The sequence below is a fragment of the Enterobacter sp. Lyrl_3 genome (genome assembly GCF_051948675.1).
GTDB classification, from domain to species: domain Bacteria; phylum Pseudomonadota; class Gammaproteobacteria; order Enterobacterales; family Enterobacteriaceae; genus Enterobacter; species Enterobacter cloacae.
Map to the genome: position 1 here is coordinate 250,570 of NZ_JAYJLI010000002.1, position 14,093 is coordinate 264,662.

The 14,093-nt window shown below is 55.2% G+C and carries 14 protein-coding genes and 2 tRNA genes; 7 read left to right on the forward strand and 9 right to left on the reverse strand.

The window, feature by feature from the left end; translation table 11 throughout:
* Positions 1 to 2: 2 nt before the first annotated feature.
* Positions 3 to 914, reverse strand: coding sequence for a DNA-binding transcriptional activator PunR (gene punR / locus VF709_RS06395; RefSeq protein WP_013096930.1), 912 nt, complete (start codon positions 912 to 914; stop codon positions 3 to 5).
* 115 nt (positions 915 to 1,029) lie between these two features.
* Here punR and punC point away from each other — a divergent pair, with 115 nt between their 5' ends.
* Positions 1,030 to 2,229: a purine nucleoside transporter PunC gene (punC, locus tag VF709_RS06400; RefSeq protein WP_045902886.1), complete on the forward strand. Its 1,200-nt coding sequence runs from the start codon at positions 1,030 to 1,032 to the stop codon at positions 2,227 to 2,229.
* 298 nt (positions 2,230 to 2,527) lie between these two features.
* Positions 2,528 to 3,676 carry a cyclopropane fatty acyl phospholipid synthase gene (cfa, locus tag VF709_RS06405; RefSeq protein WP_013096932.1) on the forward strand — a complete coding sequence of 383 codons (1,149 nt, stop codon included), beginning with the start codon at positions 2,528 to 2,530 and terminating at the stop codon, positions 3,674 to 3,676.
* 31 nt (positions 3,677 to 3,707) lie between these two features.
* On the opposite strand, the gene VF709_RS06410 is transcribed toward cfa, so the two are convergent.
* The gene (locus VF709_RS06410; protein WP_013096933.1) at positions 3,708 to 4,349 is read right to left on the reverse strand and encodes a riboflavin synthase; all 642 of its coding nucleotides are present in this window, start codon (positions 4,347 to 4,349) and stop codon (positions 3,708 to 3,710) included.
* 226 nt (positions 4,350 to 4,575) lie between these two features.
* Between VF709_RS06410 and mdtK the strand changes: the two genes are divergently transcribed.
* The 4 genes from mdtK (at position 4,576) to VF709_RS06430 (ending at position 7,976) form a co-directional block, all read left to right on the forward strand.
* Entirely contained in the window at positions 4,576 to 5,949 is a 1,374-nt protein-coding gene (gene mdtK / locus VF709_RS06415; protein WP_013096934.1) for an MdtK family multidrug efflux MATE transporter, read from the forward strand.
* A gap of 153 nt (positions 5,950 to 6,102) precedes the next feature.
* A tRNA-Val gene (locus VF709_RS06420) sits at positions 6,103 to 6,179 on the forward strand.
* A 4-nt stretch (positions 6,180 to 6,183) separates the two neighbouring features.
* Positions 6,184 to 6,260: transfer RNA gene (locus tag VF709_RS06425), tRNA-Val, on the forward strand.
* A gap of 120 nt (positions 6,261 to 6,380) precedes the next feature.
* On the forward strand, positions 6,381 to 7,976 hold the full coding sequence (locus tag VF709_RS06430) for an FAD-NAD(P)-binding protein (RefSeq protein WP_149896449.1): 1,596 nt from the start codon (positions 6,381 to 6,383) through the stop codon (positions 7,974 to 7,976).
* Positions 7,977 to 8,001: 25 nt separating this feature from the next.
* Here the strand turns inward: VF709_RS06430 and VF709_RS06435 are convergent, their stop codons facing one another.
* Positions 8,002 to 8,637 (reverse strand): carbonic anhydrase, encoded by a 636-nt coding sequence (locus tag VF709_RS06435; RefSeq protein ID WP_013096936.1) that lies wholly within the window; start codon positions 8,635 to 8,637, stop codon positions 8,002 to 8,004.
* A gap of 72 nt (positions 8,638 to 8,709) precedes the next feature.
* Complete coding sequence (locus VF709_RS06440) at positions 8,710 to 9,492, reverse strand: MBL fold metallo-hydrolase (RefSeq protein ID WP_149896450.1); 783 nt, start codon at positions 9,490 to 9,492, stop codon at positions 8,710 to 8,712.
* A 125-nt stretch (positions 9,493 to 9,617) separates the two neighbouring features.
* Here VF709_RS06440 and VF709_RS06445 point away from each other — a divergent pair, with 125 nt between their 5' ends.
* Entirely contained in the window at positions 9,618 to 9,758 is a 141-nt protein-coding gene (locus VF709_RS06445) for a hypothetical protein (protein ID WP_013096938.1), read from the forward strand.
* Between the two features lie 37 nt (positions 9,759 to 9,795).
* On the opposite strand, the gene VF709_RS06450 is transcribed toward VF709_RS06445, so the two are convergent.
* From VF709_RS06450 to VF709_RS06470, 5 genes are all read right to left on the reverse strand, one after another.
* Positions 9,796 to 10,275: a GlcG/HbpS family heme-binding protein gene (locus tag VF709_RS06450; RefSeq protein WP_038419202.1), complete on the reverse strand. Its 480-nt coding sequence runs from the start codon at positions 10,273 to 10,275 to the stop codon at positions 9,796 to 9,798.
* 90 nt (positions 10,276 to 10,365) lie between these two features.
* Complete coding sequence (locus VF709_RS06455; protein ID WP_149896451.1) at positions 10,366 to 10,977, reverse strand: response regulator transcription factor; 612 nt, start codon at positions 10,975 to 10,977, stop codon at positions 10,366 to 10,368.
* Positions 10,970 to 12,298, reverse strand: a complete 1,329-nt coding sequence (locus VF709_RS06460) for a sensor histidine kinase (protein ID WP_149896452.1) — start codon at positions 12,296 to 12,298, stop codon at positions 10,970 to 10,972. The genes VF709_RS06455 and VF709_RS06460 overlap by 8 nt, the downstream gene beginning before the upstream one ends.
* A gap of 72 nt (positions 12,299 to 12,370) precedes the next feature.
* Positions 12,371 to 13,777: a DUF1996 domain-containing protein gene (locus VF709_RS06465; protein WP_149896453.1), complete on the reverse strand. Its 1,407-nt coding sequence runs from the start codon at positions 13,775 to 13,777 to the stop codon at positions 12,371 to 12,373.
* Between the two features lie 144 nt (positions 13,778 to 13,921).
* The gene (locus VF709_RS06470; RefSeq protein WP_013096943.1) at positions 13,922 to 14,089 is read right to left on the reverse strand and encodes a hypothetical protein; all 168 of its coding nucleotides are present in this window, start codon (positions 14,087 to 14,089) and stop codon (positions 13,922 to 13,924) included.
* Between the last annotated feature and the right edge of the window lie 4 nt (positions 14,090 to 14,093).

Below are 14,093 nucleotides of genomic sequence, written 5' to 3' on the forward strand. Positions count from 1 at the left end.
AGCTAAGCTGGCTCCCGTAGCCATTCCCGGTTAAGCGTTTCGCTGTCTCCCAGATAATCCAGTAGCCATGCCATGGCGGGCGACACATCATTTTGTTGCCACGTCAGGCAGCAGGCCGCATCCGGGAACGGATTCTCCAGCGTCAGCTCGACCCATTCACCGGTATCGATTCTCGGCTTAGCGAAATGGACGGGAACCATCGCGACGCACAGCCCGGCGCTGAGGCAGGTCGCGGAGGATTCCCAGTCCGGCGCTACCACCCGCCGCTGGTTATCAAGAAGCCAGGTAATACGTTTTGGCAACGAGCGCGAGGTATCCTCCAGCACCAGCGACGGCCAGTTGCGCAGCGTGTCGTCACTCAGCGGTCCCTCCAGGGCAGCCAGCGGATGATCGTGTGCCACGACGCATTTCCAGCTCAACATGCCCATATCGCGAAACGCATAGCGCCCCCCGACGGGGATCGCCTGGGTTGCGCCAATCGCCATCTCTGCCCTGCCGTCCGCCAGCGCGTCCCAGACCCCGTTGAATACCTCCTGCGAGACACGAAGTTCAACGTCTGAAAAATGGCGATAGAAATCCACGATCATCTGCCGGGTACGCTCCGGCTTAACGATATTGTCCACGGCGATGGAAAGATGTCCGCGCCAGCCGTTGGCGATCTGCTGGCACTGTTCGCGGGTGATCTGCATTTTTTTGATAACAGAACGCCCTTCTTTCAAAAACCACGCGCCAGCAGGCGTTAATTCCACATCGCGATGCCGCCGTTCGAACAGCGGAACCGCCAGCCACTCTTCAAGCTGCCGCACCGTGTAGCTGATAGCCGAAGGGACGCGGTGCAACTCCTGTGCCGCACCGCTAAAGCTGCCGTTACGCGCGACAGCATCCACCACTTCAAGAGAATAATCTGACCACATTTTCTGCCTGCAAAAAATTTGAATGCAACCGCCAAATATTAGCGTTTCACAACCCGCTTTGCACTCCCTACACTCTGCGCCAGTGTCTACCTGCCTCCTCAAGGAGAATAAAACAATGCAACCCAGGAATGGATTTTTAGTCTGGCTCGGCGGTTTGAGCGTGCTGGGCTTTTTGGCCACCGATATGTACCTGCCCGCGTTTGCGGCGATGCAGGAAGATCTGCAAACGCCAGCCGCGGCCATCAGCGCCAGCCTGAGTTTGTTCCTCGCCGGATTTGCCATCGCACAGCTGCTCTGGGGCCCGCTCTCCGATCGCTTCGGGCGTAAACCGGTGTTGTTGCTGGGCCTGGCCATTTTTGCCGCAGGCTGTCTGGGAATGTTGTGGGTACGCGATGCGACCTGGCTGCTGGTGCTGCGCTTTGTGCAGGCCGTCGGCGTCTGTGCCGCGGCGGTAACCTGGCAGGCTCTCGTGACCGACTACTACCCGGCCAACCGTACCAACCGAATTTTCGCCACCATTATGCCGCTGGTTGGCCTGTCACCCGCCCTCGCTCCCCTGCTGGGCAGCTGGATCCTCGCGCACTTTGACTGGCAGGCCATTTTTGCCACGCTGTTTGCCATCACCCTGGTACTGATGCTGCCAGCGTTTGCCCTCAAGCCCGCGCATAAAAAAGAGGCGCATGCTGACGCTAAACCGATCACGTTCCTCTCCCTGCTGAGCGCCAAAGCGTATCGTGGTAACGTCCTGGTCTATGCCGCCTGCTCGGCGAGCTTCTTCGCCTGGCTCACCGGCTCGCCGTTTATTCTGCACGATATGGGGTACAGCCCGGCCGCCATTGGCCTGAGCTATGTCCCGCAGACCATCGCCTTCCTGCTGGGCGGATACGGCTGCCGTGCGGCGCTGCAGAAATGGGAAGGCCAGCAGATGCTGCCCTGGCTGCTGGTGATGTTTGCCTTGAGCGTGGGCGCGACCTGGGCCGTTGGGTTTATTCCAGGCGTCGGTCTGGCGGAGATTTTGATTCCGTTCTGCGTGATGGCGGTGGCTAACGGTGCCATTTATCCTATCGTGGTCGCACAGGCGTTACGTCCTTTCCCGCAGGCGACAGGACGCGCCGCGGCGCTGCAAAATACCCTGCAGCTCGGCCTGTGCTTCCTGGCAAGCCTGGTGGTGTCAGCGCTGATTGCCACCCCGCTGTTAACTACCACCAGCGTGATGCTGGTCACCGTTGCGCTGGCAGTAATGGGTTATCGCATGCAATCCGCCGCACAGCGCGAGCTTGAGAACCATGCTCAGGCGGAGACGTCGCACGCGTAATCACTGGGGAAAATATGTAACATTTCAGTGATTAGGTTGCTAAGAATTTTCTATTGAATCACCAAATTTTGAGGCCTATACTAAATTTGGTTCGATTAAATACGATAAATATTAAGTGTTAACGGGAGCCGGAGTGCTCCCGTTTTACCATGGAAGGCATTTCGGCAAGGGTTATCTCCCTTCCTCTGTTCTACGTCGGATACTAGCCTCGCGGTATTTACCGTGAGATTTCTCACAAACCATAAAAAGCGTCTACGCTGTTTGAAGGTTCTGATCACAGTAAGGTGATGGAGAAGCTATGAGTTCATCGTGTATAGAAGAAGTCAGCGTTCCGGACGATAACTGGTCCCGGATCGTCAGTGAACTGTTAGGTCGTGCAGGCATCACTATCAACGGATCTTCACCCTCCGATCCGCAGGTCAAACATCCCGATTTTTTTAAACGCGTACTTCGCGAGGGATCGTTAGGGCTGGGCGAAAGCTATATGGATGGCTGGTGGGATTGCGAGCGGCTGGATATTTTCTTTGCCAGCGTGTTGCGCGCCGGTCTGGAGAACCAGCTCCCCCGCAATATAAAAGATACGTTGCGCGTCGCCTCCGCCCGTTTGTTCAATCTGCAAAGCAAAAAGCGGGCGTGGATCGTGGGCAAAGAGCACTACGACCTCGGTAACGATTTGTTCAGCCGCATGCTGGATCCCTTCATGCAATACTCCTGCGCCTACTGGAAAAAGGCGACAACCCTCGAAGAAGCCCAGCAGGATAAACTGCGTCTGATTAGCGAGAAACTGCAGCTGCAGCCCGGCATGCGTGTGCTGGATATCGGCTGTGGCTGGGGCGGTCTGGCGTATTTTATGGCGAAGCACTACGGCGTCAGCGTGGTCGGCGTAACCATTTCAGCCGAACAGCAAAAAATGGCCCGGGAGCGCTGCCAGGGTCTCGACGTTGATATCCGTCTGCAGGATTACCGCGACCTCAACGAGCAGTTTGATCGCATTGTTTCCGTGGGCATGTTTGAGCACGTGGGGCCGAAAAATTACGACACCTATTTTGAGGTGGTGGATCGTAATTTAAAACCCGACGGCATCTTCCTGCTGCACACCATAGGCTCTAAGCGCACGGACAATAACGTTGACCCGTGGATCAATAAATACATCTTTCCGAATGGCTGTTTGCCTTCCGTTCGCCAGATTGCCAACGCCAGCGAAAGCCACTTCATCATGGAAGACTGGCATAACTTTGGCGCGGATTACGACACCACGCTTATGGCGTGGCATGAACGTTTCCAGCAAGCGTGGCCTGAGATTGCAGACAACTATTCTGAACGATTTAAACGGATGTTCAGCTATTATCTGAATGCCTGCGCAGGTGCGTTCCGCGCGCGTGATATTCAGCTCTGGCAGGTGGTCTTTAGTCGCGGGATTGAACACGGCTTACGTGTGCCGCGCTAAAAAATAACCCCGGGTATCCGGGGTTATTTTTTTATTCTTCTTCGGTGGCCTTTATTATGGCCGCCTCTTTCGCCGCCAGCACACGCTCGACGGTATCTACGACCGCCTGGGTTTGCGGATCGATTTCGATATTCACACGCTGCCCCAGTTTTTTCGCCCCCAGCGTCGTACGCTGTAGCGTTTCCGGAATTAAATGCACGCAAAAACGCGTCGGCGTCACTTCTCCGACCGTCAGGCTAATCCCATCAATACCAATAAATCCTTTATACAGGATGTATTTCATTAATGACGGATCCTGCACTTTAAACCAGATTTGACGGTTATTTTCAGAGGTGACAATTTTCGCCACTTCGGCGGTGGTCATGATATGGCCCGACATCAGGTGGCCGCCAATTTCATCACTGAACTTCGCCGCACGCTCTACGTTTACGGTATCGCCCACCACCAGTTCGCCCAGGTTGGTGATACGCAGCGTTTCTTTCATTAAATCAAAGCTAATCTGGTTGCCGTTAATTTCGGTCACCGTCAGGCAGCAGCCGTTATGCGCAACCGAGGCACCGGTTTCGATGCCATCCAGCATATATTCTGGCAGCTCAACGACGTGGGTACGGAAATTAGGTTTTTCATCAATGGACACCACTTTAGCGGTGCCCTGCACAATACCAGTAAACATGCTTACAACTCCTGTATTTTCCGGACGGTGGTGACACCGTTTAATCCCACCACAATAACAGTTGGAAATACAGGTTGCCAGAGCAGCGCATTTTCTGGCGATTTTTTCACTAGATTAATAGCTAAAGCCCGCTACAATAGCTGGCACCCCCTCTGCTTTTTCTTCTTGCTGCCAGTTACGGCGGCTTTTTTAGTCTCTCATATAACTACAAAATAAAGGTGTTCACGTGCAGAAGTACATGAATGAAGCGCGGCAGTTATTGGCACTGGCTATCCCGGTGATCATCGCGCAGGTGGCCCAGACCGCAATGGGATTTGTGGATACGGTGATGGCCGGTGGCTACAGCGCCACCGATATGGCCGCCGTGGCAATCGGAACCTCTATCTGGCTTCCGGCCATTCTCTTCGGTCACGGCCTGCTGCTGGCACTCACGCCGGTTATCGCCCAGCTGAATGGTTCCGGCCGACGTGAACGTATCGCCCATCAGGTGCGCCAGGGCTTTTGGCTGGCTGGATTTGTCTCCGTACTGATTATGATTGTGCTCTGGAACGCCGGGCATATCATTCGCGCCATGCATAATATCGACCCGGCTCTGGCAGACAAGGCCGTGGGGTATCTGCGCGCCCTGCTCTGGGGTGTACCGGGTTATCTCTTCTTCCAGGTGGCGCGTAACCAGTGCGAAGGCCTGGCAAAAACCAAGCCGGGGATGGTCATGGGCTTTATCGGTTTACTGGTCAACATTCCGGTGAACTATATCTTTATTTACGGCCATTTTGGTATGCCGGAGCTTGGCGGCGTAGGCTGTGGCGTGGCAACAGCGGCGGTGTACTGGGTGATGTTCTTTAGCATACTTACCTTTGTTAAACACGCCCGCTCCCTGCGTGATATCCGTAATGAGCGTTCATTCAGCACGCCGGACTGGCACATTATGATGCGTCTGGTACAGCTGGGGCTGCCCATTGCGCTGGCACTGTTCTTTGAAGTGACTCTGTTTGCCGTGGTCGCCCTGCTGGTCTCGCCGTTGGGCATTGTGAACGTGGCCGGACACCAGATTGCGCTGAACTTCAGCTCGCTGATGTTCGTCCTGCCGATGTCGCTGGCGGCCGCGGTCACCATCCGCGTCGGCTTCCGTCTGGGGCAAGGTTCAACTCTTGATGCACAAACGGCTGCGCGCACCGGGCTGGGCGTGGGTGTCTGTATGGCGGTCTGCACCGCGCTTTTCACCGTCGCACTGCGGGAGCAAATTGCCCTGCTCTATAATGACAACCCGGAAGTGGTGATGCTGGCATCTCATCTGATGCTGCTGGCAGCGGTATACCAGATCTCTGACTCCATCCAGGTGATCGGCAGCGGCGTACTGCGTGGTTATAAAGATACCCGCTCCATATTCTTTATTACCTTCATCGCCTACTGGGTGTTGGGTCTGCCGAGCGGTTACATTCTCGCGCTCACCGATCTGGTGGTGGATCGTATGGGGCCCGCAGGGTTCTGGATCGGCTTTATTATCGGTCTGACCTCTGCGGCTATCATGATGATGCTGCGTATGCGCTTCCTGCAACGTCAGCCATCCACGGTAATTTTGCAACGCGCCGCACGTTAAATACACAGTAGCCGCCTGCTGGCGGCTACTTTCTCTTCACTTTGCGCGGTAATGAAGCAATCGCGTGAAATCAGAGAGAAAAATGCATTTTGCCTCTTGCCACTGCGGTGCTGTGCCGCTAATATTCGTCCCCGTTGTCACCGACAACACGTTGCGTTCATAGCTCAGTTGGTTAGAGCACCACCTTGACATGGTGGGGGTCGTTGGTTCGAGTCCAATTGAACGCACCATTCTGCGTCCGTAGCTCAGTTGGTTAGAGCACCACCTTGACATGGTGGGGGTCGGTGGTTCGAGTCCACTCGGACGCACCATTTCAGTCCTGAAATGGTGCAAATCCTCTTCTTGTAGTCTGAATAATCCCAATCGCCTGATTTTTTACGCTTTCTCCTGCTACGCTTTTCATATGACAAAAAAAAGCAGGAACAGTGTCGATGAAAAAAATCGCCATTATCGGCTCCGGCCCCACAGGGATTTACACCTTTTACGCGCTCCTGAAGCATAAAACGCCACTGGCCGTTTCCATTTTCGAAAAAGCCGAGGAAGCGGGCGTGGGCATGCCCTATCGAATTGATGAAAACTCGCGTCTGATGCTGGCGAATATTGCCAGCATTGAAATCCCGCCCGTTTTTATGACCTACCTCGACTGGTTAAAAGAGCAGAGTGCAGCCCATCTCGCCCGCTATCACGTCGATAAAGCTTCCCTGCATGATCGGCAGTTTCTGCCCCGGATCCTGCTGGGGGAATATTTTCGTGACAGTTTTCTGAGGGTGGTCAAAGAGGCCCGCAGGCTGGGATTTCATGTCGATATCCATGAATCCGCCGAGGTGACGGATATCGCCACCGACAAAGACGGCGTTACGCTTTCGGTAAATAACAGCCGCTTACCTGAACGCTTCAATCTTGCCGTCATCGCCACCGGCCACGTCTGGCCTGATGAGGATGAGGCCACGCGCACCTTCTTCCCAAGCCCCTGGTCCGGGTTGATGGACGCCGATATCCCAGCCTGTCGGGTGGGGATTATGGGGACCTCATTAAGCGGACTGGACGCCGCCATGGCGGTTGTTATGCAGCATGGCGCCTTTGTTGATGACAAATTCGTTCTGGATAAAGGCAGCGAGGCGTTAAAAATAGTCCTCATGTCCCGGACAGGCATTCTGCCTGAGGCCGATTTTTACTGCCCTATTCCTTACGAGCCGCTGTCGGTATTAACTGAATTTGTCGTTGAGAATGAAATCGCCAAAGGATCTGACGGCCTGCTGGATCGTATTTTTGCCCTGATGGTGAAAGAGCTGGAACTCGCCGACCCGGCATGGTGTGAGAAAATCGGGCTGCGCGCCCTGGATGCGGACACCCTTCGCGATGCCTGGTTTGAGGACCGCAAACAGCACGGTCCGTTTAGCTGGGCAGAAGCCAATCTTAATGAGGTCGAACGCAACAAACGTGAGCGGCGAACGGTGCCCTGGCGCTACACCGTGCTTCGGTTGCACGAGGTGGTTCAGGAGATCGTGCCGCATCTTAATGAGCCGGACCGGGAACGTTTCAAACAGGGACTTGCGCGGGTGTTTATCGACAACTACGCCGCCATTCCACCGCAGTCTATCCGTCGGCTGCTTGCGCTGCGCGAGGCCGGGATCATCAGCGTTGTCGCATTAGGTGATGATTACACGCTGGATGTCGGTCGCGCCCAGACGGCGATCGCGACTGAAGACAACGCCTGTCTCTTTGACGTGTTTATTGATGCCCGCGGGCAAAAACCGCTGAAAACAGAGGATCTGCCTTTCCCGACACTGCGCAAACAGCTGCAGGCGACAGGCGACGAGATCCCTGATATTGGCGAGGATTACACGCTTAAAGCACCAGAAACGGTGCGCGGGAGAATCGCGTTTGGCGCGATACCTTGGCTGATGCACGATCATCCCTTCGTTCAGGGACTGGCCGAGTGTGCGGAGATTGCCGGGTCGATGGCGAAAGCGGCAGAAAAACCCGCTTCAGGGTTACGCAGGAGATTGCCGTATTTCGATAGCTGACAGGGCTTCCATGCCCTGATCGTCATTATTCGAAGAACACTTCCGGGTTCTCTGACAGAGAAACGAAGGTTTTCGTCGCTTTATCCAGCGCACGAATTTCACCGCTCTCAATGTCATACACCCAGCCGTGCAGGCGAAGGGCGTTATTGCGCAGACCCACAGCAACGGATGGATGGGTCTTGATGTTGCTCAGCTGCGCAAAGACGTTCTCCTGCACCATCGCATTCACTTTGTCGATCGGCTGATCCCAGCTTTTCTTCTCCACCACCGCTTTAGCGGCATCAGAATAACGCAGCCAGTGGGAGACGGCAGGCATCGGTTCGAGGTTCGCGTTATCCGCAATCGCCTTCATCGCCCCGCAGTTGGAGTGACCGCAAATCACAATATCCGTCACGCCCAGCGCCACAACGGCGTATTCGATGGTTGCGGAGACACCGCCCGGCTCTGGCCCGAACGGCGGCACAATGTTGCCAGCATTTCGAATGACAAAGAGCTGTCCTGGCTCTTGCTGAGTGACCAGTTCTGGTACCAGACGGCTGTCGGAGCATGAGATGAACAGCGCTTTGGGATTCTGGCTGGACGCTAAACTGCGGAAGAGCTCTTTACGTTGCGGGAAAATCTCTTTTTGAAAGTTGAGGAAACCTTCAATGATATGTTGCATAGCAATTTCTCTTTTATCTGTTGTAGTTTAGGTATGATCGGGATCACACTCGTGAAGTTTACCCATCGTGCTTTACCTGAGACAAGCAATATATTTCTGGCCCGACCGCTGCACAATCTCGTCCGCGTTTGCCGGGATGTTTTGTCCCTCAAAGGCACCGTACAGACGGGCAAATTTTTTGCCTTCCAGAAGTCCGGTAATCCGCTCAACGGTGCGGGCAGGCAGCGGCAGCATATTCGGGTAGCTCCACATAAACGAAACGGCGTCTTTTCCGGGCGTGACCTGAAGAATATCCCCCGCCAGCAATACGCCTTCGCCCTCCTGCCAGTGCAGCACCGTGCCGCCTGCAAAATGTCCCCCCAGACGCAACAAGGTGACCGACGGAACAAGTTCCAGCGCATCCCCTTCCCAGAACTGAATGGCGGGACTGCCGCGCATGACCCACTCTCTGTCGCTGGCGTGCAGGTACACCGGTGCATTAAATACCGCAGCCCAGGTCTGCATGGTGGTGTAATAGTGTGGGTGCGAGATCGCAATCGCGCTGATGCCGCCGAGCGCGGTAATGAGCGTTTTGGTTGCCGGGTCGAGGTTGGCAATACAGTCCCAGAGAATATTGCCGTGTGGGGTACGTAAAAGCAGCGCGCGCTGGTTAATCGCAAAGGCAGGCACCGTTTTGATACTGAACAGCTGTGGCTCCAGCTGCTGCCATTTGTTGCTGTGGGTGGAAGTCACGGTAGCAAAGTCAATCCACGCCTGGCCGCTGTGCGGAACATACTGGCGTTCATCCTCGCAAATCGGGCATGTTTCCGGCGTGGCGTCATACGCAGTACCACAGGTTTTGCAGAGTGTCATCATATGCATTCCTCAGCCATAAAGCAGAGAGTATGGCAGGGATTATCCATATGTGCTGCGAGGTACATTGCTGGCCTTTTTTGCCCTATACTGTGTCAGTATCAAAAACTGAATAAAGCAGGTGCCACATGGAAATTGATCTCGAAAACCTGGTCTTTAACGGACTGGATGAAGCAGAAGAGCGTAATGCGGAACGTCTGGACGACGCAGATAAAAAAGCCCAGGCGATTGTTGCGGATGACGACTGCGGCGATGCCTGCAAGATCTGATGAAAAAGCACCGGTTAACCCGGTGCTTTTTTTTATGTTACTTTTTCAGCCCGTCAATGGCCGCCTGCGCGCAGGCTTCATCAAGATGACCGCCCGGCGCACCGCCGATGCCAATCGCCCCGATCACCTCATCGCCCTCTTTCACCGGCAGGCCGCCCGCCAGCAGCAGGAAGCCCGGAATATCACGCATGTTTTGCGCGCCAGCGTTGCTCTGCGCCGCTTCCATCACTTTGCCTGAGGCATTCTTTGCGCTGAGCGCCGTCCAGGCTTTCATTTCGCTGGCTTTAACCGTATGAGGACCGGCATTGTCCGTACGCTGCACGGCTTTCACCACGCCCGCACGGTCAACCACGGTGACCGTCACCTGATAATTCTTTGCCGTACACGCCTGAATGGCGGACGTGGCCAGCGCATTCGCCTGCGCCAGCGAGAGACTCTTTTGGTTTAACGTATCGGCTTGTGCCGTCAGACTTACGCTACCTGCGGCCAGTGCCGCAACCATCAATAATTTTTTCATCGCACTTCCTCGCGTGTTGGGATACGTGGCAGAGCGTACCCTGCCGGGCGATGAAACATAATTCGGTTGAATACGCACTCAACCTGGTAGTTATACGGATTGCAATTTATCGTATTCGCGTATTGCCTGAACCAGACTGCCGACGCCAAGCTTGGTAAACGCCGCCGCGCGGTGCGCTTCCACCGTCCGTGGCGAGAGATTCAGCCGGGCGGCCACCTCTTTGTTGCTGAGCCCTTTCATCAACTCCCCCAGCACCTCATGCTCCCGCGCGGTTAATTGTGCGAAGCGCGCTTTCACCCGGGAGGTTTCCTGCCAGCCGGCAAACCGGCGCTGACTCTCCTCAAAGGCTAACCCTACCGTTTCGATAAGCTTATCGGCATCCAGCGGCTTGGTGAAAAATTCAAACACGCCGTTACGAAATGCCCGACGACAGGCATCTACGGTCCCGTGCCCGGTCATGATGATCACCGGCAGCAGGGGCCAGGGCCATTTCCCCTCCTCAAGCCAGGTGAGTCCGCCTTTGCCCGGTATCCGCATATCCAGCAGCATGCAGCCTACCAGCTCTGTGTCCCGTGCATGGGCTGCGGTAAAGGCATCAACGCTTTCAAACGTCCTGACCGGCCACCCCATGCCCGAAAGCAAAAACGCCATCGACTCTCTGATGGATTCATCATCATCAATCAGCCAGATTGTGTTATCCAACCGTAGCCTCCTTTCCGTTTGCCAGTTGTAGCCGGATCTCTGCCCCGCCCTGCGGTGCATTGCCCAGCGTAATCGATCCATTCATACGCGTCATTAATGATTCCGTTAAGGTCATTCCCAGTCCAATGCCCTCTTCCCGGCCGCTGTAAAACGGCATAAAGGCATTCTGTAATGCCTCCGGGCTGAAGCCAGGCCCGCCGTCCGTCACGGTAATCTGAATGCCGCTCTCGGTTTTGTGGCTTTCAATCTTTACCCAGCCAGCAGGACTCGCCTGTTGGGCCTGAATCGCATTGCTGAGCAGATTATGCAGCACCTGCTCCAGCCAGAGCGGGTCGGCCAGCACGGTGGTGGCCCCGAGGGCAAACGCATGGCTAACCGAGATATGTTCAGCTCTGCGCTCATGCTCAAGTAAGTTCACCACCTGTAGCCAGCATGCTGCCAGATCGGTTTCCCGCAGGGTGACTTTCTCCTTCACAACGTGCTCGCGAAAACGGGTTAATAATGCGCTAATACGCTGCGTTTGCGTCAGAGCAGCCGACAGCGCCTGCGACACGGCCTGGCCGTTTTCCTGCTGTAACTGACGCTGCGCGCCCTGGATCCACGTCTGGACGGCGGTCAGCGGCTGGTTTATCTCATGCACAATACCGGCGGTGATCTCCCCCAGGGTATTGAGCCTGGCGTGCTGGTAATAGCGCGCCCTTTGCTCGGCGTCTTTACGCGCTTTACGCTGCCAGAGCACCACGCTTGCCAGCGCAATCACTATCCCCCAGCCGATAAACAGTAAGGGGTAAACAGACCAGGAGACGCCAAACCAGTCCGGCCGGGAATCCGCTTCAAGCGTAAAAGGTTGCGTATGTTGCGGGAAGGTGCGTTGCCAGTGCCAGAATGCGTCAGAGGGCCGTTCTTCTCCGGTCGGTATGAAGCGGATCCCCAGATGGGTAAACGGATGATGCGCATTCAGAATCGGGCCGAGATCCACCCGCACGCGGATCTGACGCCAGGGGTTATAAAGCCAGTACTGCATCTCGTGGGCAGGCTCCACCCGCGCCGCATCCAGTGGGCGTCCCGTCGTTTTTTCCAGGGCGAGCAGATGGGGGAATTTTTTGCGCAAGGCGGCAATGTCTTCATCGCCATTCAGAAGCGGTAAGACCGATTCATTTTGCGTCAGGACCGCGCTTAATTCGGAAAATAACGCCGAGAACTCACGGTCTCGTTCCCAGAACTGACGGCGAATTTGTTCGGCGTAGAGCAGTACGCCGCTGAGTGTGCACGCTATCGCCCAAAGAACGATAGCGCGTTTCATCATGCTGTTGGTGGACATTGCGTTAACAGGGGCAGTGGCGAATGCCGAGACCTTACCAGCTAACCCTGTTAAGAACAAAAAAACGTGGGGTCACACCTCCGGCGTATGTTTAAAGCCAGTCAGCATGAGCATTAACCCGTCTGGTGATGAGGCTGGTTCAAACTGATAATGATTCCCCTGGCGATCGCCACCGATATACCACGAGATCTCGGTTTTCCCTTCCGCCAGCGCCTTACGCACGGCTTTATCCACGTCGACCATCCGGTATTCACGAACATGGTTCAGATAAAGCACGGCATCGGAACGGTAATTACAGGCCGGACGCGACGACCACTTCACGGTCGCAGGATCCCAGTCATTACTGGCCGGATAAAAGAAAATCTGATCGGCCCCATTGTTTTCTACCTTCCCACCGAAAATACGGATGCGGTATTTAAACAAGGACGGATCCTGCCCGGCGGGCAGCGGTGGGATATGGAATTTTACCAGGCTCAGCGTCTCGCTGTTTTTTGTGCGTCCACCGTTCTGCCAGTTATCTTCTACCAGTAACACCTGCGGTGAAGGTTGAGTGATGTTCGGTTCAAGACTGCTGAGCCAGACATTGGCCTTCGCCATAGAATAACCATAGGGCACGGTTGAACCACAATCCATACCGCGGTTCATGCAGCGTTCGATCATAAAGCGGGCAGCATCGTCCGTCCAGCCGTTCATGAAATCGGCATGCGCCGTATAGAGGCTACCCCAGCGTTCTTCACGTTCAGCCCCCTGCATCACCGGATCGAGTGACAGTTGCGCCTGACGGGTGTCCAGGCGGGTAATACCATGCAGCACGTAAGCCACATTCATATTAACCGTTGGAATTTTTACCGGGAACGCGCTCGGGCACTGGCCGTTAACGTCATACGCCGCATTGGCCAGACCGTGGTCGGGCTTCAGATTCACACCGTCCCAGCAGTTCGGAAATTGAATGCCAATATTAAACTGGACGGCATCGTTAGCTTTACGTAGCCCGCACACCTCCCCGATTTTGCTGCTATAGCCATTCCCGTTCGCGCATAAAAAGCTGATATGGGGGTTGGGCGTGCTGCCGTGATGATCCCCGGCGAGCAGCGACAGCCCGGCCGGGAACGGGTGCAAGGGATAGGCATCAACCTTCGAGGCCTGATAATAGGTTTTTTGATAGGCCGGTTTGACCACCGTTCCGTCGGGTAATCTCAGAGAAGGCGCCCAGTAGGCAGAGCCGTCGGCCTTGTTATCACAGGTCGTCTCTTCGTGCTGGCGCAAGGTTTCCCGGGTTGAAAAGGCATCGGTATGGGTATTGCCAAAGAAATCGTGCCACATGGCCTGGTTGGGCATACCAAACATCATGATGGCGTCATCGCCGAGGGTGTGGGAGTAACTGCAGACCACATGCGCCTGTGGCCCGGCATGGGCCGCCTGCATGGCAATCAGTAACGCGGTGGCTAAAAGGGCGGGCGTGAATACAGTCCGTTTCATCTTCATCTCCATCTGTGAAAGGAGATATTGGTAACAAAACGGCCTGCGTTAACCGAGGATTTCCCAGCGTATTTTTCCGCTCATCCACGCTTTACAGCGTCGATGCACAGCTCATTCCAGTACATTTCGCGCGTGCGGCGCAGTTCAGCGTGACGTTTTATCATGGAACCACTCCGGGTCAATGTTGGCCACGTCCACGCCATACAGACTGGCGACAGGCAGTATCGACTCAAGAACACGTTGCGCGCTGTTCTCCGCATTCGCGGGACGGGTCGCAAAAAACCGCCGTAACGTGCTTATCCACTTTTTCATCGTC